Origin of the sequence: Pseudoclavibacter sp. AY1F1, assembly GCF_002931075.1 — a bacterium.
In the GTDB taxonomy this organism is placed as follows: domain Bacteria; phylum Actinomycetota; class Actinomycetes; order Actinomycetales; family Microbacteriaceae; genus Pseudoclavibacter.
Genome location: NZ_PSTQ01000002.1, coordinates 43,633 through 68,356, shown reverse-complemented (window position 1 = coordinate 68,356; position 24,724 = coordinate 43,633). Strand labels below are relative to the sequence as shown.

At 67.9% G+C, this 24,724-nt stretch carries 21 protein-coding genes; 6 read left to right on the top strand and 15 right to left on the bottom strand.

Annotated features, from left to right (window positions below):
• The first annotated feature begins 18 nt into the window (after positions 1–18).
• Genes C5B85_RS04490 through C5B85_RS04480 form a run of 3 tightly spaced genes read left to right on the top strand, consistent with a single transcriptional unit; the run spans position 19 to position 3,451 of the window.
• The gene (locus C5B85_RS04490) at positions 19–1,275 is read left to right on the top strand and encodes an alanine--glyoxylate aminotransferase family protein (RefSeq protein WP_104284856.1); all 1,257 of its coding nucleotides are present in this window, start codon (positions 19–21) and stop codon (positions 1,273–1,275) included.
• A complete protein-coding gene (locus tag C5B85_RS04485; RefSeq protein ID WP_258070583.1) occupies positions 1,272–2,642 on the top strand; it encodes a Zn-dependent hydrolase in 1,371 nt (456 codons plus the stop codon). The genes C5B85_RS04490 and C5B85_RS04485 overlap by 4 nt, the downstream gene beginning before the upstream one ends.
• Complete coding sequence (locus C5B85_RS04480) at positions 2,639–3,451, top strand: sulfite exporter TauE/SafE family protein (protein ID WP_104284855.1); 813 nt, start codon at positions 2,639–2,641, stop codon at positions 3,449–3,451. The genes C5B85_RS04485 and C5B85_RS04480 overlap by 4 nt, the downstream gene beginning before the upstream one ends.
• 267 nt (positions 3,452–3,718) lie before the next feature.
• Here C5B85_RS04480 and gabT read toward each other — a convergent pair whose 3' ends face one another.
• A complete protein-coding gene (gabT, locus tag C5B85_RS04475) occupies positions 3,719–5,068 on the bottom strand; it encodes a 4-aminobutyrate--2-oxoglutarate transaminase (RefSeq protein ID WP_104284854.1) in 1,350 nt (449 codons plus the stop codon).
• A 138-nt stretch (positions 5,069–5,206) separates the two neighbouring features.
• On the opposite strand from gabT, the gene C5B85_RS04470 reads away from it, so the two are divergent.
• Together C5B85_RS04470 and C5B85_RS04465 are read left to right on the top strand one after the other, a co-directional pair.
• The gene (locus tag C5B85_RS04470; protein ID WP_104284853.1) at positions 5,207–6,652 is read left to right on the top strand and encodes a PucR family transcriptional regulator; all 1,446 of its coding nucleotides are present in this window, start codon (positions 5,207–5,209) and stop codon (positions 6,650–6,652) included.
• Between the two features lie 100 nt (positions 6,653–6,752).
• Positions 6,753–7,265, top strand: coding sequence for a hypothetical protein (locus C5B85_RS04465; RefSeq protein ID WP_104284852.1), 513 nt, complete (start codon positions 6,753–6,755; stop codon positions 7,263–7,265).
• Here C5B85_RS04465 and C5B85_RS04460 read toward each other — a convergent pair.
• Genes C5B85_RS04460 through C5B85_RS04450 form a run of 3 tightly spaced genes read right to left on the bottom strand, consistent with a single transcriptional unit; the run spans position 7,262 to position 9,915 of the window.
• On the bottom strand, positions 7,262–7,672 hold the full coding sequence (locus tag C5B85_RS04460; RefSeq protein ID WP_219819332.1) for a hypothetical protein: 411 nt from the start codon (positions 7,670–7,672) through the stop codon (positions 7,262–7,264). The genes C5B85_RS04465 and C5B85_RS04460 overlap by 4 nt on opposite strands.
• 51 nt (positions 7,673–7,723) lie before the next feature.
• On the bottom strand, positions 7,724–8,851 hold the full coding sequence (locus C5B85_RS04455) for a branched-chain amino acid aminotransferase (RefSeq protein ID WP_104284850.1): 1,128 nt from the start codon (positions 8,849–8,851) through the stop codon (positions 7,724–7,726).
• Complete coding sequence (locus C5B85_RS04450; protein WP_104285137.1) at positions 8,848–9,915, bottom strand: 3-isopropylmalate dehydrogenase; 1,068 nt, start codon at positions 9,913–9,915, stop codon at positions 8,848–8,850. The genes C5B85_RS04455 and C5B85_RS04450 overlap by 4 nt, the downstream gene beginning before the upstream one ends.
• A gap of 88 nt (positions 9,916–10,003) precedes the next feature.
• On the opposite strand from C5B85_RS04450, the gene C5B85_RS04445 reads away from it, so the two are divergent.
• Positions 10,004–10,537, top strand: a complete 534-nt coding sequence (locus C5B85_RS04445; protein ID WP_104284849.1) for a hypothetical protein — start codon at positions 10,004–10,006, stop codon at positions 10,535–10,537.
• Positions 10,538–10,822: 285 nt separating this feature from the next.
• Here C5B85_RS04445 and serA read toward each other — a convergent pair whose 3' ends face one another.
• The 11 genes from serA to C5B85_RS04390 all read right to left on the bottom strand — a co-directional run bounded on the left by serA (position 10,823) and on the right by C5B85_RS04390 (position 24,657).
• Complete coding sequence (serA, locus tag C5B85_RS04440; protein ID WP_104284848.1) at positions 10,823–12,415, bottom strand: phosphoglycerate dehydrogenase; 1,593 nt, start codon at positions 12,413–12,415, stop codon at positions 10,823–10,825.
• Between the two features lie 183 nt (positions 12,416–12,598).
• Positions 12,599–13,624, bottom strand: coding sequence for a ketol-acid reductoisomerase (ilvC, locus tag C5B85_RS04435; protein WP_104284847.1), 1,026 nt, complete (start codon positions 13,622–13,624; stop codon positions 12,599–12,601).
• A 102-nt stretch (positions 13,625–13,726) separates the two neighbouring features.
• Entirely contained in the window at positions 13,727–14,233 is a 507-nt protein-coding gene (gene ilvN, locus C5B85_RS04430) for an acetolactate synthase small subunit (RefSeq protein WP_068480690.1), read from the bottom strand.
• Between the two features lie 3 nt (positions 14,234–14,236).
• On the bottom strand, positions 14,237–16,039 hold the full coding sequence (locus C5B85_RS04425) for an acetolactate synthase large subunit (RefSeq protein ID WP_104284846.1): 1,803 nt from the start codon (positions 16,037–16,039) through the stop codon (positions 14,237–14,239).
• A gap of 81 nt (positions 16,040–16,120) precedes the next feature.
• Positions 16,121–17,821: a dihydroxy-acid dehydratase gene (gene ilvD, locus C5B85_RS04420; protein ID WP_068480740.1), complete on the bottom strand. Its 1,701-nt coding sequence runs from the start codon at positions 17,819–17,821 to the stop codon at positions 16,121–16,123.
• 50 nt (positions 17,822–17,871) lie between these two features.
• The gene (gene mnhG / locus C5B85_RS04415) at positions 17,872–18,372 is read right to left on the bottom strand and encodes a monovalent cation/H(+) antiporter subunit G (protein WP_104284845.1); all 501 of its coding nucleotides are present in this window, start codon (positions 18,370–18,372) and stop codon (positions 17,872–17,874) included.
• A complete protein-coding gene (locus C5B85_RS04410; RefSeq protein WP_104284844.1) occupies positions 18,359–18,643 on the bottom strand; it encodes a monovalent cation/H+ antiporter complex subunit F in 285 nt (94 codons plus the stop codon). The genes mnhG and C5B85_RS04410 overlap by 14 nt, the downstream gene beginning before the upstream one ends.
• The gene (locus C5B85_RS04405; RefSeq protein WP_104284843.1) at positions 18,643–19,350 is read right to left on the bottom strand and encodes a Na+/H+ antiporter subunit E; all 708 of its coding nucleotides are present in this window, start codon (positions 19,348–19,350) and stop codon (positions 18,643–18,645) included. Before C5B85_RS04405 ends, C5B85_RS04410 begins: the two co-directional genes overlap by 1 nt.
• On the bottom strand, positions 19,350–20,915 hold the full coding sequence (locus C5B85_RS04400; protein WP_068480700.1) for a Na+/H+ antiporter subunit D: 1,566 nt from the start codon (positions 20,913–20,915) through the stop codon (positions 19,350–19,352). Before C5B85_RS04400 ends, C5B85_RS04405 begins: the two co-directional genes overlap by 1 nt.
• A complete protein-coding gene (locus C5B85_RS04395) occupies positions 20,912–21,580 on the bottom strand; it encodes a Na(+)/H(+) antiporter subunit C (RefSeq protein ID WP_082775349.1) in 669 nt (222 codons plus the stop codon). Before C5B85_RS04395 ends, C5B85_RS04400 begins: the two co-directional genes overlap by 4 nt.
• Positions 21,577–24,657, bottom strand: coding sequence for a Na+/H+ antiporter subunit A (locus tag C5B85_RS04390; protein ID WP_104284842.1), 3,081 nt, complete (start codon positions 24,655–24,657; stop codon positions 21,577–21,579). Before C5B85_RS04390 ends, C5B85_RS04395 begins: the two co-directional genes overlap by 4 nt.
• Between the last annotated feature and the right edge of the window lie 67 nt (positions 24,658–24,724).

Sequence of the window (24,724 nt, the reverse complement as noted above, 5' to 3'; positions counted from 1 at the left end):
TACGAAAGAATGAAACCGATGACCACGATTCCCCCGATCGAACCACCCGCCCGCCTCCTCATGGGGCCAGGCCCCATCTCGGCGTACCCGAGCGTGCTGCGCGCCATGTCGAGCACGCTCGTCGGCCAGTACGACCCGTTCATGACCCAGGCCATGAGCGAGACGCAGGAGCTGTACCGGCAGGTGTGGGCGACCGGCAACGACGCGACCATGCTCATCGACGGCACCTCCCGCTCCGGCATCGAAGCCGCCCTGGTCTCGCTCATCCGCCCCGGTGACCGCGTGCTCGTGCCCGTCTTCGGGCGCTTCGGCCACCTCCTCGCCGAGATCGCCGAACGCGCCCTCGCCGAAGTGCACACGGTCGAGGTGCCGTGGGGACAGGTCGTGCCCGTCTCCCAAATCGAAGAGGCCATCGCGCGCGTCAAGCCGACGCTGCTCGCGCTGGTCCAGGGCGACACCTCCACCACCATGAACCAGCCGCTCGACGAGGTCGGCGCGATCTGCGCGAAGCACGGCGTGCTCTTCTACGCAGACGCCACCGCGTCGATCGCCGGCAACGAGTTCCTCGCCGACGAGTGGGGCCTCGACGCCGCCACGGCGGGCCTGCAGAAATGCCTCGGCGGCCCAAGCGGCTCGGCCCCCATCACCCTCTCCGACCGCGCCGTCGAGGTCATCCGCTCGCGCACACGCATCGAGGCCGGGATCCGCGAGGCGGGCGACGAGTCGGCCAGCGACTTCATCCGCTCCAACTACTTCGACCTCGGCATGATCCTCGACTACTGGGGGCCCCGCCGCCTCAACCACCACACCGAGGCGACGTCAATGCTCTACGCGGCCCGCGAGTGCGCGGCCGTGCTGCTGCGCGAGGGCCGGGACAACGTCATCAACCGCCACCGCATCGCCGGCGCCGCGATGCTCGCCGGCGTGCAGGCCCTCGGACTCGAGGTCTTCGGCGACATCGCGCACAAGATGAACAACGTCGTCGCGGTTGTCATCCCGGAGGGAGCTCCCGGCGACGTGGCGCGTATGGACATGCTCGACGACTTCGGCATCGAGATCGGCACGTCCTTCGGGCCGCTGCACGGGAAGGTCTGGCGCATCGGCACGATGGGCTACAACGCACGGAAGGACACCGTGCTCACGACCCTCGTCGCGCTCGAAGCCGTCCTGCGCCGGCACGGCGCATCCCTGCCGATCGGTGGCGGCGTCGAGGCGGCTGCCGACGTCTTCCGCCAAGCGGCGCATCCACTCGACGCCCCCGGGGCCGCCTCGTGACGGCAGCCAGGCTGAGCGCCCTCGAACCCGCGATCTTCGAGCTCGCGGCCCGCCGCGTCATGGCGCGCTGCGACGAGCTCGCGCGCATCACGTCGACGCCGGGCGCCATCACTCGCGTGCACCTCTCCCCCGAGCACGCGCGCGTCAACCGGCTCGCCGCCGAGTGGATGCGTGAGGTCGGCCTGCAGACCAGGCAGGACGCGGCTGGCAACCAGCTCGGGCTCCTTCCCGCCGCAGACCCCGATGCGCCAGTGCTGATGCTCGGCTCCCACCTCGACACCGTCGTCAATGCCGGTCGTTACGACGGGGTCGTCGGCGTACTCATGGCCATCGAGGTCGTACGCCTCCTGCAGCGCCGGGTCGACTCACCCGCCAGAGCGGATGCGAACGCTCGATCTCCGTTCGACTTCGGCATGGAGGTCGCCGCGTTCTCCGACGAAGAGGGTGCCCGCTTCGGCAAAGCCCTCCTCGGCTCCTCCGCCGTCGCCGGCACATGGGACGACGCCTGGTGGGAGCTCGAAGACTCCGACGGCACCACCCTGCGTGAGGCCGCCCTCGAGTTCGGCCTCGACCCCGGCCGCATCGCGGGAGCCGCCCGCCGCCCCGACGAGCTCGTCGGCTACCTCGAAGCCCACATCGAGCAAGGGCCGGAGCTGCACGCGCGCGGCGAATCGCTTGCCGTCGTCTCGTCGATCGCCTCCGCCCGCCGCTTCCAGCTTGTCGTCGAGGGCGAGGCGAGGCACGCAGGCGGAACGCCATACGACATGCGGCGCGACGCGCTCCTCGGCGCGAGCGAGGCCGCCCTCGCCGTCGAACGCATCTGCTCCGCACAGCACCACATCATCGGCACCGTCGGTCAGTTCGAGGCGTTCCCCGGCGCCATGAACGTCGTGCCGGGAGAGGCGAAGTTCAGCCTCGACCTGCGCGGCGAGTTCGACGGCGAACGCGACCGCGTCTGGGACCAGATCTCCCGCGAGCTCGACGCCATCATGGGCCGCAGGCGCCTGCGCTGGCACACCCGCGAGGTGCACAACGCACCAGCCCTCTTCTGCGCGCCGCTGCTGCAGGACGTCGTGAGCGAGGGCATCCGCTCGAGCCTCGTACCCGGAAGGGCCGCGGACCGGAGTATTCTCGGCTCGGGCAGGCCGGAAGACCCAACGACCCTGTTCAGCCCAGCCGGGCACGACGGCATGGCCATCGGGGCCATCACCGACGTCGGGATGCTCTTCATGCGCAACCCCGACGGCGTCAGCCACCACCCAGACGAGGCAGTATCGCTCGGCGACGTCGCTCTCGGCATCCGCGCCCTCGCAGAAGCCGTCGCCCACCTCGGCGCCGAACACCGCAGCACCCAAGGAGCTTCATGACCACGCCAGCCACCACCAGGACCCGCCGTGACTGGATCGTGCTCATCTCGATCGGCCTCGCGGCAGGCTTCCTCTCCGGCTTCCTCGGCGTCGGCGGCGGAACCATCATCGTGCCGGCGCTCACCGGCTTCCTTGCCTTCAACCAGCGCCTCGCCGCAGGCACGTCGCTCGCCGCGATCATCCCACCGGCCATCGTCGGCGTCATCGGCTACGTGCTGACGGGCTCCGTGAACTGGATCGCGGGACTCATCCTCATCGTCGGCGCCATCGCCGGCGCGTGGATCGGCTCGTGGCTGCTCAACAAGCTGCCACTCATCGTGCTGCGGTGGATGTTCATCGTCTTCCTGCTGGGCGTCGCCATCTCGCTGTTCCTCGCCGTCCCCAGCCGCGACGCCCAGGTCGACATCACGGCACTCACGGCGCTCATGCTGGTCGCGCTCGGGCTCGTCACCGGCATCATCTCCGGGCTCATCGGCGTCGGCGGCGGGGTCATCCTCGTGCCGACGCTCATGCTGCTCTTCGGCTCGAGCGACCTCGAGGCGAAGGGCACAAGCCTCCTCGTCATGATCCCCACCACCATCACTGGCACGATCGGCAACTCCCGCCGCGGCAACGTCGACCTCAAGGCGGCCGCCGCGATCGGCCTCACGGCAGCCCTCACGAGCCTCCTGGGCGTGTGGTGCGCCGTGCTCATCAACCCGTGGGTCGGCAGCATCCTCTTCGGCGCCTACCTGCTCTTCATCGCCGGACAGAACGCGTACAAGACAATCAAGGCGCAGCGCAAAGCCAAGCAGGCGCCCGCCGCCTGACCCGCGCAGCGCGCGCGTCCCCCGCGTCCCCCGCCCGCGTGCATCCATACGAGAAATGCAGGTTCGTTTCGAAACGAACCTGCATTTTTCGCGTGTGTGCACCCGCGGGCAGCGGATGGGGGCAGCGGATGGGGCCAGCGGCGGCAGCGGATGCAAGCACAGACACCTCGACGCCCCGGCGGCGCGGGATGTGCCGGGGCGTCGAGATTCTTGTGCCGAGGCGTTCGCCCGGCGGCTTGGTGCGCGCCCTGACGGGCGCGGAGTGTCCTACGCCTGCGCGCGGATGGCGGCTTCGAGCACGTCGAGGCCGTCGTTCAGCAGCTCGTCCGTGATGGTGAGCGGCGGGAGGAGGCGGACGACGTTGCCGTACGTGCCGCAGGAGAGGAGGACAACGCCCTGGCCGAGCGCGTCGGCGACGATCGCCTTCACGGCGGCCGGGTTGGGCTTCTTGGTGGTCGTCGCCGTGCCAGCCTCGACGAACTCGAATGCCAGCATGGCGCCGCGTCCGCGAACCTCGCCGATGATCGTGTTCTCGCCGAGCTCAGCGCTGAGCGCCTCGAAGCGCGTCTTCACGATGGTCTCGATCTCGAGGGCGCGGGCAGCGAGCTGCTCGTCTTCCATGACGCTGATCGTGGCGAGCGCTGCGGCCGTGGCGACCGGGTTGCCCGTGTAGGTGCCGCCAAGTCCGCCGACGTGCACGCTGTCCATGATCTCGGCGCGGCCGACAACGGCGGAGAGCGGCATTCCGCCCGCGACGCCCTTGGCGATCGTGACAAGGTCTGGCACGATCTCCTCGTGCTCGGACGCGAACCAGGCACCCGTGCGGCACATGCCGGCCTGGACCTCGTCGGCGATGAACACCACTCCGTTGGCCTTCGCCCACTCGACGAGCGCGGGGAGGAAGCCTTCGGCGGGGACGATGAAGCCGCCCTCACCCTGGATGGGCTCGATGATGATGGCCGCGACATTGTTGCCGCCAACCTGCTTCTCGATGACGTCGATCGTGCGCGCTGCCGCCTCGGCGCCGGTCAGGCCGTCGCGGTACGGGTAGCTCATGGGTGCGCGGTAGACCTCGGGTGCGAAGGGGCCGAAGCCGTCCTTGTACGGGACGTTCTTCGCGGTGAGGGCCATCGTGAGGTTCGTGCGGCCGTGGAACGAGTGGTCGAACGCGATGACGGCGTTGCGGCCAGTCGAGTGTCGGGCGATCTTGACCGCGTTCTCGACGGCTTCCGCGCCGGAGTTAAGGAGCACGGCCTTCTTTGCGTGCGTGCCCGGCGTGATCTCGATGAGCTTCTCAGCGACCGCGACGTAGCCCTCGTACGGGGTGATGCCGAAGGCGGTGTGCGTGAAGTGCGACGCGGCTTCCTGCACGGCCGCGACGACGCGGGGGTGCGACGCGCCGACGTTGGTGACGGCGATGCCGGCGCCGAAGTCGACGAACTGGTTGCCGTCGACGTCGCGGATGATGGCACCATCGACGTCTGCCGCGTACACGGGGACTGCGGGAACAAGCGATGCGGAGACGCTCGCCTCACGACGCGCAGTCAGAGCCTGCGACTTGGGGCCTGGAATGGCGCCTTCGAGCTTGCGCTCCTGGGCAATGCGGAACTCCGTCACGGTGCTTCCTTCCTCGGGGTTCGACCTCTTGGTATGGCTTGAAGGCTACGCGGTTCTCCCCCACGGGACGAATGGGCACGCGCACGACGCTTCTCACCGCTTCTGTGCATCCGTCTAGGAGGTGCCTACAATCAGGTCATGCTTGCCACCGTCGACACGCTTCTCGCCAACCCATCGCTTGGCATCACCCTGCACACCGGCGAGCCGCAGGCCCTGCGCGCCGGCATCGAATGGGTCGCCACGACGGAGCTGCTCAACCCGCAGCCGTTCCTCACGGGCAGGCAGCTGGTCCTCACGACCGGGATGCGCCTGCGCGGCACCCGCGCGTACCGCTCGTTTGTCGAGTCCCTCGTCGCGGCCGACACCGTGGCGCTCGGCGTCGGCACGGGCTTCACGCACGACACCGTGCCAGCTGCCCTCGTCTCCGCTGCGGAACAGGCCGGACTCCCGCTCTTCGAGGTCGCCTACGAGACCCCGTTCGCGGCCCTCACGAAGGTGGTCACGCAGGCGAGCACCGACGCGCAGCACTCGCGCCTCGAGAGCGAGCACCGCCAGCAACAGCAGCTCGTCACATCGCTGCTCTCCGACGGTGGGATCAAGGGCCTCGCCGCTCGCCTCGCCAGGCTCACGAAATCACACGTCGCCGTCACCCGCCTTGGCGAGCTGCTCGCTGGGAGCCTCGACGTGCAGGACGAAACCGTGACGGGGTGGGATGCGCTCCCCATCTCGACGGGGCAGTCGGCGGGCGCGACCCTCCACATCACGAGCCCCCGCGTCAACGAAGGACTCGTGAACTACGCGCGGTCGCTGCTCAGCCTGCAGCTCATCCAGGACACGAGACGAGTGCGGGCCGCTCGAGACGCATCCGGCCATGTGCTGCACGACCTCATCAGGGGCATGTTCACGGTCGAGGATGCGGAGCGCAGGCTGACGGCGCTTGGCGTCGCGACGGGTCAGGCCGCGCGCGTACTCATCGCGGAGACCGACGAGCGCCGCACGGCCGAACTCACCGCGCTCCCCCTGCCAGCCGAACTGCAGTCGTCGGTGTCTGCCGTCTTCGAAGGACGCCTCATTGTCATAGCGCCCGAGCGCACGCGCATGCCGGCCGCCGCCGAGGCGTTCATCGGCCTCGCGCGTTCCGCTGGCATCGCCGCGCGCATCGGCATCGGCGACCTGTACCCCGCTTCCCTCGCGCTGCGCTGGAGCTACTTCGAGGCTCGGGATGCGTTGCAGGGAGCCCCTCAGGACGTCGACGTCGCCACCTCCGCGCGCCTCTCCATCTCCTCCCTGCTGCTCGCGAGCCGCGACGTGCCAGTGCTGGAGCTCGCCGCCGAAGTCCTCGGGCCGCTCGAGGCGCACGACGCGGAGCACGGCTCCATGCTGCTCGCCACCCTCGACGCCTACTTCGCCCACTCCGGGCAGATCGCCCAGGTCGCCGACGAGCTCGGCACGCACCGCAACACCGTGCGCTACCGACTCGACCAGATCGCGGCGATCTCCGGCCTCGACCCCCGGATCATGGCGGAGGGCGTGCAGCTGTGGCTCGCTGGGGCTGCCAGGCGGCTGCGGGCCGGTGGGGCGTGACCCGCCGGGTGTGCATCCTGCCCTGCCGTTCTGACCTGCCCCGCCGTTCTCACCCGGCCCGCCGTCCTCGCCCGCCCCGCCGTTCTGGGAGACTGACGGCATGGCGAACACCTACACCCTCCCCAACGGCGTCGAAATCGGCGACGACGGAGCCGTCGACATCACTGTCGACGTCATCGACGTCGAGGACCTCGCGTTCGCCCACGTCTGCCGCTCGCTCCGGCAGCAGCTGGAACTCGGCCGCGGCCTCATCGTCACGATGCCGGCCGGCGACGACGTACTCGGCTACGTGTACCGCGAGGAGCAGCGCGAAGACGGTCGCCGCGACGAGTTCGACGACACCGACTCGCTGTTCATCGACATCTACACGCTCACGTTCGAGTTCGACGCGCCCCGCGACGCCGACATGGACGAGGACGGCGTCAAGGCGCTCCTCGCCCGCGCCAGACCAGAGACGGCGCTCAAGATCGAAAGCATCGAGCTCCTCGAGCTGCGCGACGGGCCCATGTCGCTCATCACCTGCAAGCCTCCGCGCGCGTGGAGCTTCCAGCAGCTGGTCCTCGAAGTGCAGCTGCTGCGCGGCGCGTACATGGCGCTGCTCTACAGAAGCTAGCGACGGCCCCGCGTGACCTCTTGCCAGCGGACCGCCCGCGCAGGAGCCACAGCGAACGTCAAGAACCAGCCTCCCGCGTAGGCGAACAGCGCAAGCAGCCCCATCGCGGCGACAGGACTCGCGAACACACCAAGCGCGAGCATCCCGAGCACCGCGCAGATCACGACGACCCGTCGCAGCCACGGCGAGACGTGCACGAGGAACCTCGTGGTCGCCCACCCCGCGAGGGCGGCGACCACGAGCACCACTGGGCCCAGCCAGTACTCGCCAAAGGCGAGGAACACCGGGAACAGGACCGCCAGAACCAACTCGAGCACCACCAGCAGCACAAAGCCGCGCCTCGATGGCGCAGCCATGACCCGCTCCTGGTACTCGGCGCCCTTACGGGCAGCCCATCCGTAGACCACGCGTCAGTCCGCCGTCCGCCAGCTTGTCGAGTTCGTCAGCCCGTCGAGCCGCTACGCCAGGCGCTGCGTCCAGCCCATGAGGTCGGGCAGCTCGCCGTTCTGGATACCCGTGAGCTCCGCGCGGATGCGCATGCTCACCGAGTCCTGCGTGATGACCGGGTTCTCGATCGTGAAGTCGGGCGACTTGACCTTGCCGATGGGCGAGATGACCGCCGCCGTGCCGCACGCGAAGGCCTCGACGATCGTGCCGTCGGCGACTCCCTCGCGCCACTCGTCGATCGTGATGCGGCGCTGCTCGATCTTCCGACCGGCGCGCTCGCACAGCTCGAGCACGCTGTCGCGCGTGATGCCCGGGAGGATGGAATCGCTCAGCGGGGTCAGGATCGTGCCGTCCGACTTGATGAGCACGATGTTCATGCCACCGAGCTCCTCGAGGTATTTGTTCTCCGACGAGTCGAGGAACAGCACCTGCTCGCATCCGTTCGCGTACGCCTCCTCCTGCGGGAGCAGCGACGATGCGTAGTTGCCGCCGCACTTCGCGGCACCCGTGCCACCGGCACCGGCGCGGGAGTACTCCTGCGAGAGCCAGATGTCGACGGGGCGCGTCGGGTCGGAGAAGTACGAGCCCGCCGGGCAGGCGATGACCATGTACCGCACCGTCTGCGCCGCCCGCACGCCGAGGAAGTTCTCGAACGCGATCATGAACGGGCGCAGGTATAGCGTCTTGCCCTCGCCAGCAGCCGGAACCCACTGCTCGTCGATCTGCACGAGCTGGCGAACCGACTCGAGGAACAGCTCTTCGGGCAGCTCCGGCAGCGCGAGGCGCCGCGCCGAGCTCTGCAGGCGCTGCGCGTTGCGTTCGGGACGGAACCCGAAGACCTCTCCCCCGCCGTGGCGGTAGGCCTTGAGGCCCTCGAAGATCTCCTGGCCGTAGTGGAAGACCGCAGACGAAGGGTCGACCTGCAGCGGCCCATACGGCACGACACGAGCGTCGTGCCAACCCTCTGCGACCGTCCAGTCGATGATGACCATGTGGTCGGTGAAGTGCTTGCCGAACCCGGGGTCGGCGAGCACCGCATCCCGAACCTCGGCGGACGCCGGAGCCGGGTTGCGCTCGATCGTGAACTCGAGGGACGCGCCCTCGGTCGGTGCGGTGGCGGTGCTGCTGGTGTCGCTCATGCGTGTGTTCCTTGCGCGGTCAGTCGGGAGATGATGGCGTCGCCGATCTCGGAGGTGCTCCTGGATGCCCCACCTCGGGATGCGAGGTCGGCACGGCAGGCACCTTCGAGGGATGCGGCTGCGTCCGAGAGTCCGAAGTGCTCGAGCAGCAGAACGACGGAGAGGATCGCCGCCGTCGGGTCGGCTTTGCCGAGGCCCGCGATGTCTGGTGCCGAGCCGTGAACGGGCTCGAACATGCTGGGAAATTCGCCTTCGGGATTGATGTTGCCCGAGGCCGCCAGCCCGATGCCGCCAGTGATGGCTGCGGCAAGGTCCGTCACGATGTCGCCGAACAGGTTATCGGTGACGATCACGTCAAATCTCGACGGGTTCGTGACGAAGAAAATCGTAGCAGCGTCGACGTGCAGGTACTCGACGGCAACTTCCGGGTAGTCGGCGGAGACACGGTCGACGACGCGCTGCCAGAGCACGCCGGCGTTCACGAGCACATTCTTCTTGTGCACGAGCGTGAGGTGCTTGCGGGCGCGCGACTGCGCCTTCTCGAACGCGTACCGCACGGTGCGCTCAACACCGTAGGCCGTGTTGACGGACACCTCGGTCGCGATCTCGTGCGGCGTCCCGACGCGAACGACGCCGCCGTTGCCGACGTACGGCCCCTCGGTGCCCTCGCGCACGACGACGAAGTCAACCTCGCCCGGGTCGCTCAACGGGGTCTTGACACCCTTCGAGATCGCGCCAGGGCGCAGGTTGATGTAATGGTCGAACGCGAAGCGCAGCTTGAGCAGCAGGCCGCGTTCGATGATGCCGCCAGCCAGGCGCTCATCGGCCGGGTCCCCGCCGACCGCGCCCAGGAGGATGCCGTCGTGCTGCGCGAGCGCGTGCAGCTCCGCATCGGAGATGATGTCGCCGGTCTCGAGGTAGTGGCCCGCGCCGAATGGATACTCGGTGAGGCTCAGCTCGACGCCCTCGGGGAGCGCCGCGCGGAGTGCACGCTGTGCCTCCGCGATGACCTCCGGGCCGATCCCATCACCGGGGATGACGGCGATGTCGAGCTTGTCCGGCACTGCACGTTCCGACACGAGGCGTCCTTTCCTGCCGGCGGCGTTCGCGGCTCCCCCAGTTTAGGCCGCAGCTGGGCTAGCGTCTGTCCCCATGACCACCGCCATCCTGCGCCGCAAAGACGACCTGCCCCGCGAGCGGGCCGCGAGCCGCCTCACGGCCTACGTGTACGGCAACATCATCGTGCTCGCCACGCTCCTCGGGCTCGTGCACGCGGGCGAGAACCCCGGCCAGGGGGCCATCACCGTGCTGGCGACGGGCGGCACAACACTGCTCGCACACCTCATCGCCGACGCGGTCGGGCATTCGACTCGCGCTGAGGCCGGCGATCGCCCAGATCGCGCCGCACACACGCAGCTCCTCCATGAGCTGCGGGATGCCGTGCCGATCGCGTCAGCCGCGTCCATCCCCGCAGCCATCCTGGGCCTCGCCGCGCTTGGTGTTATGCACGGCGAGACGGCGCAGATCGCCGCCGAGGTGGTCATCATCGCGCGCCTCGCGGTCATGGGGTTCACGGTGCAGCGCATCCGCGGCGAGCAGCCCTCCTTCCGCACCTTCGCCGCCGGCATCGGCCTCGCCCTCATCGGCGTCGCCGTCTCCGTCCTCAAAGCGACCCTCGGCCACTGAGGACGCCCCGCACCCCGCGTCAACGCCCCCGCGACGCCGTGCCCCGCGCTGCGCCGCGCGTGCGCCCATCGCTGCCCGGCGATTCGCCCTCCAGCAGGGCCTTCAAAGGGGCAATCGGCTGGCAGCGATTGCGCCGCGGCGCGCTTCGACCTTCAAGCCGCGGAACTCGAGCTACCCCGCGCATCCGCCCAAAGCGAAACGCTGCCTGCGTTTCCAACCTTGCGAATACGCAGGGGTGAAAACGCAGGCAGCGTTGGCCGAGGCGGCGGGCCGCCTGCAGAATGCCTAGCTCTCGACGATGTCGATCTCGTGCAGCTCGGATGCGCCGATCGCGTCGCGCAGGTGCGCAAGCAGCTCGTCGCTCGCGGGCTCGTCGATCGTGAGGACGGACAGCGCGTGGCCGCCCTCTTCCTCGCGCGCGATCTGCATGCCGGCGATGTTGACGCCAGCTTCGCCCAGCGCGGCGCCGTAGACGGCCACGACGCCCGGCCGGTCGCTGTAGACCATCACGAGGTGGTGCGCGGCGAGTGGGACCTCGATGCTGTAGCCGTTGATGCCGACGAGCTTCTCGATCTGCTTCGGGCCAGTGAGCGTGCCGGAGACGGCGACCGTCTTGCCGTTGCTGAGCGTCGCGCGCAGCGTAAGCACGTTGCGGTACTCGTCGCTGTCCTCGTCGACGTTCATGCGCACCTCGAGGCCGCGCTCCTCCGCGAGGAGCGGCGCGTTCACGTAGGAGACCTGCTCGGTGACGATGTTCGTGAAGAAGCCCTTGAGCGCGGCGAGACGCAGCGCCTTGACCTCGTATCGGGCGAGCTCGCCGTGCACTTCGATGTCGAGGGCCACGGGAGAGGTGCCGATGAGTCCCTGCAGGAACTGGCCGAGCTTCTCCATGAGCGGAATGCCCGGGCGCACGTACTCGTCGATGATGCCACCGGCGACGTTGACCGCGTCCGGCACGAGTTCGCCGGCGAGAGCGAGGCGCACGGAGCGCGCGACCGAGACGCCGGCCTTCTCCTGGGCTTCGTCGGTGGATGCGCCGAGGTGCGGCGTGAGCTGCAGGTTCGGCTGGTCGAGGAGGTCGCGGTTCGACGGCGGCTCGGTGACGAACACGTCGAGGGCCGCGCCGGCGATCTTGCCGGACTCGAGGGCGTCACGGAGGGCGTTCTCGTCGATGATGCCGCCGCGCGAGCAGTTCACGATGCGAAGCTCCGGTTTGGCGAGCGCGAACTCCGCCTGGCCGATGAGACCGGTCGTCTCCGGCGTGCGCGGGATGTGGATGGTGATGAAGTCCGACTGCGCCATGAGCTCTTCGAGGCTGAGGAGCTGCACGCCGAGCTGCGAGGCGCGCGCCGGCGTCACGTAGGGGTCGTAGGCGACGAGGTTCACGCCGAAGCCCTTGAGGCGGTCGACGACCAGCGTGCCGATGCGGCCGAGCCCGACGATGCCGATGGTCTTCTCGAACAGCTCGACGCCCGTGTACTTCGAGCGCTTCCAGTCGCCTGCCTTCATCGACGCGTTGGCGTTCGGGATGTGGCGGGCCAGCGAGATGATGTGGCCGACGGCGAGCTCGGCCGCCGAAGTGATGTTCGAGGTCGGAGCGTTGACGACCATGACGCCGGCCTTCGTGGCGGCGGGCGTGTCGACGTTGTCGAGGCCGACTCCGGCGCGCGCGATGATCTTCAGGTTCGGGGCCGCGGCGATCGCCTCGGCGTCCACCTGGGTCGCGCTGCGCACGAGGATCGCGTTGGCCTCGGCGAGTGCTTCGAGGAGCGCAGGACGGTCGGTGCCGTCGACCTGGCGGACTTCGAAGTCGGGACCGAGCGCATCCACGGTTGCGGGGGAAAGCTGCTCGGCAAGCAGAACGACGGGCTTTGACACGTGAAGAATCCTCCAGTGGAGACAGGGAGTCTGCGGGCGCAGGCCGAACCGATCTTATCGCTGAACGCGCATCCGCCCCACGTCGCCGTAACACGCGGGCTGCCCGCGGGAAGAAGGGCCGGCCCCGAGCTGATGCTCGAGGCCGGCCCAACGCAGTTCAGAACTGCCGAAGGATGGTGACGCTTAGCGCGCGACCTGCCCGTCGACGTAGTCGCTGTCGGTCTGCTTCCAGGCGAAGAGCTTGCGCAGCTCCTGGCCGGTCTTCTCGATGGGGTGCGACTCGCCCTTCTTGCGGAACTCCGCGAACTCGACGCCGCCGTTGTCCTGGTCGTCGATGAAGCGCTTCGCGAACGCGCCCGACTGGATGTCGGCGAGAACGGCCTGCATGTTGGCCTTGACGCTCGGGTCGATGACGCGAGGGCCGGAGACGTAGTCGCCGAACTCAGCCGTGTCGGAGACCGACCAGCGCTGCTTGGCGATGCCGCCCTCCCAGATGAGGTCGACGATGAGCTTGAGCTCGTGGAGCACCTCGAAGTAGGCGATCTCGGGCTGGTAGCCGGCCTCGGTGAGCGTCTCGAAGCCGTACTGGATGAGCTGCGACGTGCCACCGCAGAGCACAGCCTGCTCGCCGAAGAGGTCGGTCTCGGTCTCTTCCGTGAAGGTCGTCTTGATGACGCCGGCACGCGTGCCACCGATAGCGGCAGCGTAGGAGAGTGCCGTCGCCCAAGCGGTGCCGGATGCGTCGTTCTCGACCGCGATGATGTCCGGGATGCCACGGCCTGCGACGAACTCGCGGCGCACCGTGTGGCCGGGGGCCTTCGGGGCGACGAGGATGACGTCGACACCCTCGGGAGCGTCGATGTAGCCGAAGCGGATGTTGAAGCCGTGAGCGAAGGCGAGCGTCTTGCCGGCCGTCAGCTTGTCCTTGACGCTGTCCGTGTAGATCGAGCGCTGGTGCTGGTCCGGCGCGAGGATCATGATGACGTCTGCCCACTCGGCTGCGTCTGCAACGCCCAGGACCTCGAAGCCATCCTCCTGCGCCTTGGGGGCCGACTTCGAGCCGTCCTTGAGACCGATCTTGACCTCGACACCGGAGTCGCGGAGGTTCTGCGCGTGGGCGTGGCCCTGCGAGCCGTAGCCGACGACGGCTACCTTCTTGCCCTGGATGATGCTCAGGTCTGCGTCGGTGTCGTAGAGGATTTCAGCCACGTGTGTGCTCCTTGATTGTTGGCGTTTGGCTTGTGGGTTCTTGAGTGCTGATCAGCACATCTGCGCTGGTCGGTACAGGGCGAGCGGATGCGCGACGCGGGGTCAGCGCGCGACCCGCTCGGTCATGGACTTGGATCCGCGGCCGACGGCGACGAGGCCGGACTGGACGATCTCGCGGATGCCGTACGGCTCGAGGACGCGCAGGAACGCCTGCACCTTGCCCGTGTCGCCTGTGGTTTCGATGACAAGCGCGTCCGTGGCGACGTCCACGACGCGGGCGCGGAAGAGGTTGACGGCCTCGATGACCTGCGAGCGAGTCGCCGAATCGACCTTCACCTTGACGAGCAGGTGCTCGCGCTGGACGGAGGCGTCGAATTCGAGCTCGACGATCTTGATGACGTTGACGAGCTTGTTGAGCTGCTTCGTCACCTGCTCGAGCGGGAACTCCTCGACGTCCACGACGACCGTGATGCGGGAGAGCCCGTCGACCTCGCTCGCGCCGACGGCGAGGGAGTCGATGTTGAAGCCTCGGCGGGCGAAGAGCCCGGCGACGCGTGTCAGCAGACCTGGCTTGTCCTCGACGAGGAGCGAAAGTACGTGCTTCGACATGTTCTACTCCCCCTCGAAGGTCGGGCTGTGTTCCTTGGCGTACTGGACGAAGCTGTTCGAGACGCCCTGCGGCACCATCGGCCACACCATGGCGTCTGCGCTCACGACGAAGTCGATGACGACGCTGCGGTCGTTGGTCTCGAGGGCGAGCTTGATGGCGGCGTCGATCTCCTCTTCCTTCGTGACGCGGATGCCGAGCGCGCCGTAGGCGTCGGCGAGCTTCACGAAGTCAGGGATGCGAACCGTCTCGTGTCCCGTGTTCAGGTCGGTGTTCGAGTGGCGGCCGTCGTAGAAGAGCGTCTGCCACTGTCGCACCATGCCGAGCGACGAGTTGTTGATGATGGCGACCTTGATGGGGATGTTGTTGATCGCGCAGGTCGCGAGCTCCTGATTGGTCATCTGGAAGCATCCGTCGCCGTCGATCGCCCACACCGTGCGGTGCGGCTCGGCGACCTTGGCGCCCATGGCGGCCGGGATGGCGTAGCCCATGGTGCCTGCACCGCCGGAGTTGAGCCAGGCGTTCGGCCGCTCGTATTTGACGAATTGGGCTGCCCACATCTGGTGCTGCCCGACACCCGCGGCGTAGATGGCCTCCGGCCCCGTGAGCTCGCTGATGCGCTGGATGATGTGCTGCGGCGAGAGGAGCCCGTCGCTCGGCTTGGTGAACCCGAGTGGGAACTCGGCCTTCAGACCGTCGAGGTACGTCCACCAGTCCGCGAGGCGGGCCGTGTCGGCGGGCGCATGGTCGGTGACGGCGGCGAGGAGGTCGATCGCGACTTCGCGCGCGTCGCCGACGATCGGCACGTCGGCCGTGCGGATCTTGGAGATTTCTGCTGGGTCGATGTCGACGTGGATGACCTTCGCGTTCGGCGCGAAGAGCGCCGACTTGCCGGTGACTCGGTCGTCGAAGCGGGCGCCGATTGTGATGAGCAGGTCGGCTTCCTGCAGCGAGAGCACCGCAGGCACCGTGCCGTGCATGCCTGGCATGCCGAGCATCTGCGGGTGCGAGTCGGGGAACGCGCCGCGGGCCATGAGCGTCGTGACAGCCGGTGCCCCGGTCTTCTCGACGAGGCGCTGCACTTCAGTGGACGCGCCGGAGCGGACGATGCCGCCGCCCAGGTAGAAGACGGGCTTCTTGGCCTGCGCGATGAGCTGAGCCGCCGCGAGGATCTGCTTGCCGTGCGCCTTGAGCACCGGGCGGTAGCCGGGGAGGTCGAGCTTGACCGGCCAGATGTATGGCGCCTTCTTCTGCTGCGCGTCCTTGGTGATGTCGACGAGGACGGGCCCCGGGCGACCGGTCGACGCGATGTGGTGCGCCGACGCGATGGCCGCGGGAATCTCCTCCGGCGTGCGGACGAGGATGCTGTGCTTCGTCACGGGCATCGTGATGCCGATGATGTCGGCCTCCTGGAACGCGTCGGTCCCCATGAGGTGCGAGAACACCTGGCCGGTGATGGCCAGCAGCGGCACCGAGTCCATGTAGGCGTCGGCGATCGCGGTCACGAGGTTCGTTGCGCCTGGGCCGCTCGTCGCGATGCAGACGCCGGTCCGGCCGCTCGCCGATGCGTAGCCCTCGGCGGCGTGGCCGGCGCCTTGCTCGTGGCGGACCAGGATGTGGCGGAGCTTGGTGCTGTCGAGGAGTGGGTCGTACACCTCGATGATGGCGCCGCCGGGCAGCCCGAAGACGTCCGTGACCCCGAGGTTCTCGAGGGTGCGGACAACAGCCTGGGCTCCGGTCAGCATTTCGGGCTCGCGCCCGGAGGAGGGTGACGCCGCGGCAATGCGGGCGGCAGTTTCCTGCGTCATGAGATCCGTTCTTCTTGTACTCGATGAGTCGAGCGCAGTCGATGGGGCCGAGCCCCAAGGTCAGAGCCGAGGCTCCGGGGGCTAGCCCGTGGTCGCCCCCTCGGACGCGCTGCGGACGAGCTTCGAGTATTTCGCAAGCACGCCGCGCGTGAACTTCGGAGGGAGTGGTTCCCAGCCTTCTCGGCGGGAGGCGAGCTCAGCTTCGTCGACGAGTAGGTCGATCGAGCGAGCCGCGATGTCGACCCGAATCAGATCTCCACTGCGGACGAAAGCGATGGGACCTTGGTCGACCGCTTCCGGTGCAATGTGGCCGATGCACAGGCCGGTTGTGCCGCCTGAGAATCGTCCGTCCGTCAAGAGTAGTACATCCTTGCCGAGCCCCGCGCCCTTGATGGCCGCCGTGATGGCGAGCATCTCGCGCATGCCCGGTCCGCCCTTCGGGCCCTCGTAGCGGATGACGATGACGTCGCCAGCTTCGATCTCGCCGTTGGTGAGGGCGTCCATCGCGCCGCGCTCGCGCTCGAACACGCGGGCTGGGCCCTCGAAGACGTCGGCGTCGAAGCCTGCCGTCTTCACGACGGCTCCTTCTGGGGCGAGCGAGCCGTGCAGCACCGTGATGCCGCCCGTCGCGTGGATGGGGTTGTTGACCGTGTGCACGACGTCGCCGTCGACCGGGTCCGGGTTGAGGTCGCGGAGGTTCTCGGCGAGCGTCTTGCCCGTCACGGTGAGCGCGTCGCCGTGCATGAGGCCCTCGTCGAGGAGCGCCTTCATGACGACGGGGATGCCGCCGTGGCGGTCGACGTCATTCATGACGTACTTGCCGAACGGCTTCATGTCCGCGATGTGGGGAACCTTGTCGCCGATGCGGTTGAAGTCGTGCAGGGTGACATCGACCTGCGCCTCGCGAGCGATCGCGAGGAGGTGGAGCACGACGTTGGTCGATCCGCCGAGCGCCATGGCAAGCGCGATGGCGTTCTCGAAGGCTTCCTTCGTGAGGATGTCGCCCGTCGTGATGCCCTGGCGGAGCAGGTTGACCACTGCCTCACCCGAGCGGTGGGCGTACATGTCGCGGCGGCGGTCGGCCGATGCGGGAGCGGCCGAGCCTGGCAGGCTGAGGCCGAGCGCCTCGGCGACGGAGGCCATCGTGTTGGCCGTGTACATGCCGCCGCAGGCGCCCTCACCTGGCGCGAACGCGCACTCGATGCGCTTGAGGTCGGACTCGGACATCTTGCCGGCCTTCGTGGCACCGACTGCCTCGAATGAGTCGATGATCGTGATGTCCTTCTCGGTGCCGTCCGAGAGCTTCACCCAACCCGGAGCGATCGAGCCCGCGTAGAGGAAGACGCTCGAGAGGTCGAGTCGCGCGGATGCCATGAGCATGCCGGGGATCGACTTGTCACATCCGGCGAGCAGCACGGTACCGTCGAGGCGCTCGGCCATGACAACGGTCTCGACGGAGTCGGCGATGACCTCACGCGAGACGAGCGAGAAGTGCATGCCCTCGTGGCCCATGGAGATGCCGTCAGAGACGGAGACGGTGCCGAACTGCAGCGGGTAGCCACCGCCAGAGTGCACGCCCTCCTTGGCGCCCTGCGCGAGGCGATTGAGGGAGAGGTTGCATGGGGTGATCTCGTTCCACGAGGACGCGATGCCGATCTGCGGCTTGTCCCAGTCATCGTCACCCATACCGACAGCGCGAAGCATGCCGCGCGAGGTGGTGGCTTCGATGCCGTCGGTGACGACCCGACTGCGTGGCTTGATGTCGATTTCTGGCTCAGGCATGCCCGCCATTCTACGCCGCGGAGAAGCTCTGCCCGCGCCGCTGTGACACGCTACTTCTCGCCGTGCCCCAGGCCCTCGTGCTCGGGCGCCGGCTCGCGTTCCGGCTGACCGGTCCGAACCGCGTGTGCCCGCGCCAGCTCGTCATCGGTGCGGCGCTGCGCGCTCTCGACCGCGGCCGCAAGCTCGTCGACGTAGAGCGGCACGTTGTCGAACTGCCTGCTCCGGTAGCCAGCTCGCGCGAGCATCGTCGCCCCGGCGGGCGTGGTGAGCATCTGGAAGAATATGATCGGGATGAGGAAGAGGATCGTCGGCAGGTGCGTCTGCTGCACGGCGAGGCCGATGAGCAGGAACATGAGGCCGGCGATCTGCGGCTTCGTCTGCGCGTGCATGCGCATGAGCACGTCGGAGAACCGCATGAGGCCGACACCCGCGGCGAGCGAGAGGAGCGCGCCAAGGCCGAGGCAGATGAGGGAGATGACATCGAGGGCGTCAAAGGGGCCGTTTGCCACAAGAAGCCCACCCGATGCGAGAAGCGTGTCAGAAGCGCTCACTGGCGTTCGCCTCCTGCCTTGTGACGTGCCTGGCGACTGCGACCGAGGCGATGAATGCGGTCATCGCGAGGGCGAGCACCAGCGGGAGCGTGTCCGTGTGCCCGCGGATGATCATGTCGGCGACGAGCACGCAGATGAGGATCGTGAGGAGCGCGTCGGAGGCGACCATGCGGTCGACGATGGAGGGGCCGCGGATGATGCGGATCACCGCGAGGAGCGCGGCGACGGCGAACATCGTGCCGAAGATCCAGACGAGCACGTCGACGACCATCACTTTTCCCCCTCCTGAGCTGCAGATCGGCCGCTGGCCGATTCCTTGACGATGACGGGCATGTCGTGCGCGAACTGCTTGTCGCGGATCGCCTCGTGCTTCTTCTGCGCCGGCGACTGCCCGATGGGGCCGAGACCGCGGCGAACGCGGTCGCGGTTGACGCGCCACAGGTCGTCGCGTGTGCCGAGGGCAAGCGCGAGCCCCTCCTCGACGTCGAGCGCGAGCGCCTTGACGGACTCGACGGACTCGTCGGTCGACGCGTCGAGCACGTGCAGGTACAGCACGGAGTGCATCCGGTCGACTTCCACGACCATCGAGCCGGGGATGAGCATATTGACCTCGGCCGTGAGGGTGAGGATGAAGTCGCTGCGCGTGCGCAGCTGCACCGAGATGACGGAGCCGAGCGGCGGCTTCGCGGGGCGGAAGGCCAGCCACGCGACGATGAGCGACGCGCTCACCAGGCGGTAGACGAACTTCACGAAGAAGACGAGCGTCCACCACAGGTTGATGCGGCCGGAGAGGTCGACCGCCGGCAGGTAGAAGACCTCGACGATGATGACCGAGAAGATGATCCCGGTGACGACGCTGATGACGTCGACGTGCCCCCACAGCACGAGCCAGAACGCGACAAGCGCGAGCAGCAGCGGCAGCTGGACGAGAATCGCGTGGCGCCGCGGCTTACGGGCGCTGGTTTCCTTGACCTTCATCACGGCTTGAGCACCTCCCCATTGGAGACCGAGCTGATGTACTCAGCAGGGAACAGGTCGAACGCGGCCGTCTCGGACCACTCGTAGATGGGGCCGGCGAAGACCGTGATGGCGACGCTCACGGCGACCATCGTGGTCGTCGCGATCGTCATGAGCCGCGACGACGACTTCGTCTCGGTGACGACGGCCGACTCGGGGGTGTCGGAGATCCGCTCCGTCATGGGCGAGGAGAAGTCGACGACCTGCTCCTGTGTGCGCCAGAAGCCGAGGTTCCAGACGCGGATGAGCGCGTACAGGGTGAGGAGGCTCGTCACGGCACCGGCGCCGATGAGCACGTAGCTGAGCACGCTCCCCTGGGCCGCGCCCGCCGTGAAGAGGCCGACCTTGCCGATGAAGCCCGAGAACGGCGGGATACCGCCGAGGTTGAGCATCGGGATGAAGAACAGCACGGCCACGAACGGGGCCCGCTTGAGCATCCCGCCGAGGTGCGTGAGGGACGATGAGCCGGCTATTCGCTCGATGAGCCCCGTCACGAGGAACAGCGCCGTCTGCACGATGATGTGGTGGACGATGTAGAACACCGTCGCCGCGTAGCCGAGCTCGGTGCCGAGCGCGACGCCGAAGATCATGTAGCCAATGTGGCTGACGAGCGTGAACGACAGCATTCGCCGGATGCCTGCCTGGGCGACGGCACCGAGGATGCCGACGATCATCGTCAGCAGCGCGATCACCATGAGCAGCACGGAGATGTCGTTGTCCCAGAACAGGAGCGTCTCCGTGCGCAGGATCGCGTACACGCCGACCTTCGTCAGCAGGCCCGCGAACACGGCCGTGACCGGAGCTGGCGCCGACGGGTATGAGTCCGGCAGCCAGAACGACAGCGGGAAGAGCGCCGCCTTGATCGCGAAGGCGATGAGCAGCGGCATGTGGAGCATGAGCTGCACATCCTGCGGCAGCTCCGCCATGCGCACGGCGATCTCGGCGAAGTTCACGGTTCCGACGGCGCCGTAGATGAGCGCGATCGAGCCCAGGAAGATGAACGACGAGACGAGGCTCACGACGATGTAGGTGACGCCGGCCTTGATGCGCTCCGTCGTGCCTCCGAGCGTGATGAGCACGAAGCTCGACACGAGCAGGATCTCGAAGCCCACGTACATGTTGAAGAGGTCGCCCGCGATGAACGCGTTGTAGACGCCCGCCGACAGCACGAGGTACGTGGGGTAGAAGATCGAGACCGGGGTCTCGTCGTCGCCGTCCGCCGCGCCCTGGCCGATCGAGAAGGCCATGACCGCGAGCAGCACGATGCTGGTGACAACGACGAGCATCGCCGACAGCTGGTCGACGACGAGGGAGATGCCGAACGGCGCGAGCCAGCCGCCGCCCTGCACGACAAGCGCCTCGCCAGACGTGGTGACGGCGACGAGCAGGCCGACGCTCACTGCGAGCGCGAGGACAAGCGTCGCCTGCGCGATGAAGATCTGCAGACGGGCCGCGCGGGCCGCGGTCAGCGCGAGGGCCGCTCCAATGAGCGGCACGAGCACGATGAGGGGAACAAGCCAGGTCATGAGCGATCCCCCTCCCCTGCGTTGTCGTCTCTGCGGTTGGCGGCGTCATCCGAGCCGGAATCGAGGCCGACCTCGGGCTGGGTGCCCTCGGCGTCCTGCTCGCCTGCCCGGAACTCTTCAAGCTCCTCGTGGCGGTTGCTCGGCTCGGTGGCTTTGAGGGAGGCTTCCGCGAAGCTGTCCCTGCCAGACCCCGAGTCCGGCCCTTCCCCCATGTCGATGCGCGCCGTCGAGACGGCGGCCTCGGCGTACTGCCCGAACTCGGTGTCGCCCGAGTCGTCCTCGTCGAACTCCTCGTCGTCCTGCGAGAGATCGGCGGTTCGCATCGCGATGTCCTCTTCATCGTCGCTCACGGTGTCGGCCTGCGCCAGGCGCCACGAACGGTAGATGAGGGCGAGCATGAACGCCGTCACGCCGAAGGTGATGACGATGGCAGTGAGGATGAAGGCCTGCGGGATCGGGTCCGAGTAGTCCTCGGGTGCCACATCCGCGTCGTAGATGGGCGCGAGACCGAAGCTGCCCGACATGAAGAAGATGAGGATGTTCGTGGCGTTGCCGACGAGCAGGATCCCGAGGAGCATGCGCGTCAGGCTGCGCTCGAGGAGCAGGTAGACGCCGCAGGCGTAGAGCACTGCCATGCCAACGAGCAGCACAAGGGACAGGGTCATGAGCGGGTCACCTCCTCGGATTCGACTGGTTCGATGTCGTTCTGGTCGGTTCCGACCTCTTCGTTGACACGAGCGAGAGCGCCGGTGTTGAAGCCCGTCTCGCCTCCCTCTGCGTTCTCGCCCTGCAGGCCGTCGTGCTCTGCCGCTGACGTGTCAGAGTCAGGGGATGCGTCCTGTTCGATCTGCAGGTCGATCTCCGAACCCAGCGAGCGCAGGATGTCGATGACCAGCGCGATGACGATGAGGTAGACGCCGATGTCGAACACGGTCGACGTGACGAAGACGAACTGGCCGATGCCTGGAATGTCCTGGTCGATCCAGGAGGACGTGAACGGTGCCTGGCCGAAGAAGATCGGCACGAGCGCCGTGAGGGTCGCGAGCAGGAACCCGATGCCGAGCAGTCGACCCGCATCTACCTTCACGGCCTCGTCGAGCTCCGCACGGCCGCCAGCCAGGTAGCGCGCGGCGAGCGCGAGGCTCGCGACGGCACCTCCGGCGAAGCCGCCACCCGGAGTGTTGTGCCCCGTGAACAGGAGGAAGAGGGAGGCGATGAGCAGCGCGTGGAACACGAGCCGCACGACGACCTCGAGGATGATCGAGCGGTTGTTCGGCGCGAGCGACTTCCCGGCGATGAGCCAGACCTTGCGGCGCTCCCCCTGCAGCTTGTCCGCCTTGCCCAGCTTCTGCCCTGCCGCGCTGACGGCGGCGAGGTCGATGGGCTCGGTGACCGGGCGGGATGCACGCAGGAAGCGAGGGCCGCGGGCCGCGTCGACGCGCGACCGGCCTCGGTTGTTGAGGTAGACGAGGCTCGCGACGCCCGTAGCGGCGGCGATGAGCACGGAGAGCTCGCCCATCGTGTCCCAGCCGCGGATGTCGACGAGCGTCACGTTGACGATGTTGGAGCCGTGACCGCCCTTGTAGGCGAACTCGGGGAAGAACACCGAGTCGGGAATCGCCTGGCGGGAAGCGAGCGAGATCCATGCGACGACGGCGAGCACGAGACCGACGCTGCCGCCGATGAGCCAGCGCAGCCACGACGGCGGGTTCTTGAGCGCCTTGCCGTGGCGGGCGGGGAGCCTGCGCAGCACGAGCACGAAGACGACAAGCGTGATGGTCTCGATGAGGGCCTGCGTGATCGCGAGGTCAGGGGCGCCGGAGAGGGCGAAGAGGCCAGCCATGCCGTAGCCGGTGACTCCGACGAGGATGACGCCCTGGAACCGTTTCTCCGAGCTCGTCACGAAGAACGCTGCGAGGATCATGATCAGGATGATCGCGATCTCCTGCCAGCGGATCTGCGTCTCGAACGCAGGGACCGGTGTATCCATCGTGACGAGCGTGAAGACGGACGCCACGACGAACATGATGAAGATCGACGCGAGGTAGAAGGGCAACGAGCCGCGCTGCGTTGTCGCCGTGGTGCGGGCGGCGATGACGTCGACGACGCGCATCGTGGTCCAGTAGCCGCGCGACGACTCGATGAGCGGTGGCACCTTCGCCTGTGCCCGAGCGACGGGTGCCCGCCACACGAACAGCAGCCCTCCGACGATGAAGGTGCCGATCGTGATGAACAGCGCAGGCTCGAACCCGTGCCAGAGCGCCAGGTGGTACGGCTTGACGCCGGGCAGCTCCGGGAGCGTGTCCGCGTACATGGCGAGCACGGGATCGATGAGGCCGGAGGCGAAGCCGAGGCCGAGGGAGGCGACGACGAGGACCAGCGGGGAGAACATGAAGTCGAGGTGCTCCGGCACGTACCGCACGCGCTCGACGTCCTGCTTCGAGGCGAACGCACCCCAGAGGAAGCGGGCCGAGTAGGCGACCGTGAAGACGGTGCCGATGATGACCCCGACGAGCGCGATCCAACCCCACATGTTGCCAGCTTCGCCGGCCTCGAGGAGCGCCGTGAGGATGGCCTCCTTCGCGACGAAGGTGAACATCGGCGGCACGCCAGCCATCGCCGCGATGGCCAGCGCCGTCATCCAGAACAGGACTGGGGCCGCCTTCGCGAGGCCGGACAGCTTGCGGATGTCGCGTGTCCCCGTGCGGTGGTCGATCATGCCGACGATCAGGAACAGGGCCGCCTTGAAGCAGGCGTGGGCGATGACCATGGCCAGGCCCGCGAGCGCCGCATCCCGCGTGCCGAAGGCGACGACGACGGTCATGAAGCCGAGCTGGCTGACGGTGCCGTAGGCGAGGATCAGCTTGAGGTCGTGCTGGCGCAGCGAACGCCAGCCGCCGATGAGCATCGTCGCGACGCCGATCGTGATGAGCACTTCGCGCCAGCCGGGCATCTCCGCGAAGCCGGGCGCGAAGCGCGCGATGAGGTAGATGCCGGCCTTGACCATCGCCGCGGCGTGCAGGTACGCGCTGACGGGGGTCGGGGCGGCCATCGCGGCGGGAAGCCAGAAGTGGAACGGGGCAAGCGCCGACTTGGTGACGGCCCCGGCGAGCACGAGCATCACCGCCGTGATCGTGAAACCGTCGAACTCAGGCGGGTTCGCGATGATCTCAGACAACAGCGACGTGCCGGTCGAGGCGTGCAGCATGACGAGGCCGACGAGCATGGCGAGGCCGCCGAGCGTCGTGACAAGCAGGGCCTGCATGGCGGCACCGCGACTCGCGCGCTTCGACGAGTAATGGCCGATGAGGAGGAACGAGAGCACGCTCGTCGCCTCCCAGAAGATGAAGAGGAGGTAGATGTCGTCGGCGAGCACCAGCCCGAACATGACGCCGGCGAAGGCGAGCAGCACGGCGGCGAAGCGGCCGAGGTCCGGCTCGTCCGGCTTGAAGTAGCGCCCGCAGTAGAGGAGGACCAGCGCGCCGATGCCGGTCACGATGAGCGTCATGATCCAGGCGAGCACGTCCATTCGCATGGCGATCGCGATCTCGATCTGCGGGATCCAGGGGATGCTCTCCGTGAGCACCTCGCCGCTCAGGATGCGAGGACCGAGCAACGCCGTCCAGACGAAGGCGGCAGCGGGGATGGCGGCGGCAACGAGGAACGTCACGTTCCGTAGCCACCTGTGGAGCACCGGGATGAGGATGCTCGCGCCGAGGAAGATAGCCAGGAACGCGATCATTCGGCCTCCTGGAGCTCATGCAGCGGTGTGGACTGATTTATTTTACCTGGCAGTTGCCTGCGCGTGT

What these genes read in the sequence shown, in the direction of transcription:
- C5B85_RS04490 (WP_104284856.1), top strand. Translation starts at nt 19, where the DNA reads ATGACCACGATTCCCCCGATCGAACCACCCGCCCGCCTCCTCATGGGG.
- C5B85_RS04480 (WP_104284855.1), top strand. Translation starts at nt 2,639, where the DNA reads ATGACCACGCCAGCCACCACCAGGACCCGCCGTGACTGGATCGTGCTC.
- C5B85_RS04470 (WP_104284853.1), top strand. Translation starts at nt 5,207, where the DNA reads ATGCTTGCCACCGTCGACACGCTTCTCGCCAACCCATCGCTTGGCATC.
- C5B85_RS04465 (WP_104284852.1), top strand. Translation starts at nt 6,753, where the DNA reads ATGGCGAACACCTACACCCTCCCCAACGGCGTCGAAATCGGCGACGAC.
- C5B85_RS04455 (WP_104284850.1), bottom strand. Translation starts at nt 8,851, where the DNA reads ATGAGCGACACCAGCAGCACCGCCACCGCACCGACCGAGGGCGCGTCC.
- C5B85_RS04445 (WP_104284849.1), top strand. Translation starts at nt 10,004, where the DNA reads ATGACCACCGCCATCCTGCGCCGCAAAGACGACCTGCCCCGCGAGCGG.
- ilvN (WP_068480690.1), bottom strand. Translation starts at nt 14,233, where the DNA reads ATGTCGAAGCACGTACTTTCGCTCCTCGTCGAGGACAAGCCAGGTCTG.
- C5B85_RS04425 (WP_104284846.1), bottom strand. Translation starts at nt 16,039, where the DNA reads ATGACGCAGGAAACTGCCGCCCGCATTGCCGCGGCGTCACCCTCCTCC.
- ilvD (WP_068480740.1), bottom strand. Translation starts at nt 17,821, where the DNA reads ATGCCTGAGCCAGAAATCGACATCAAGCCACGCAGTCGGGTCGTCACC.
- C5B85_RS04410 (WP_104284844.1), bottom strand. Translation starts at nt 18,643, where the DNA reads ATGGTCGTCGACGTGCTCGTCTGGATCTTCGGCACGATGTTCGCCGTC.
- C5B85_RS04405 (WP_104284843.1), bottom strand. Translation starts at nt 19,350, where the DNA reads ATGAAGGTCAAGGAAACCAGCGCCCGTAAGCCGCGGCGCCACGCGATT.
- C5B85_RS04400 (WP_068480700.1), bottom strand. Translation starts at nt 20,915, where the DNA reads ATGACCTGGCTTGTTCCCCTCATCGTGCTCGTGCCGCTCATTGGAGCG.
- C5B85_RS04395 (WP_082775349.1), bottom strand. Translation starts at nt 21,580, where the DNA reads ATGACCCTGTCCCTTGTGCTGCTCGTTGGCATGGCAGTGCTCTACGCC.
- C5B85_RS04390 (WP_104284842.1), bottom strand. Translation starts at nt 24,657, where the DNA reads ATGATCGCGTTCCTGGCTATCTTCCTCGGCGCGAGCATCCTCATCCCG.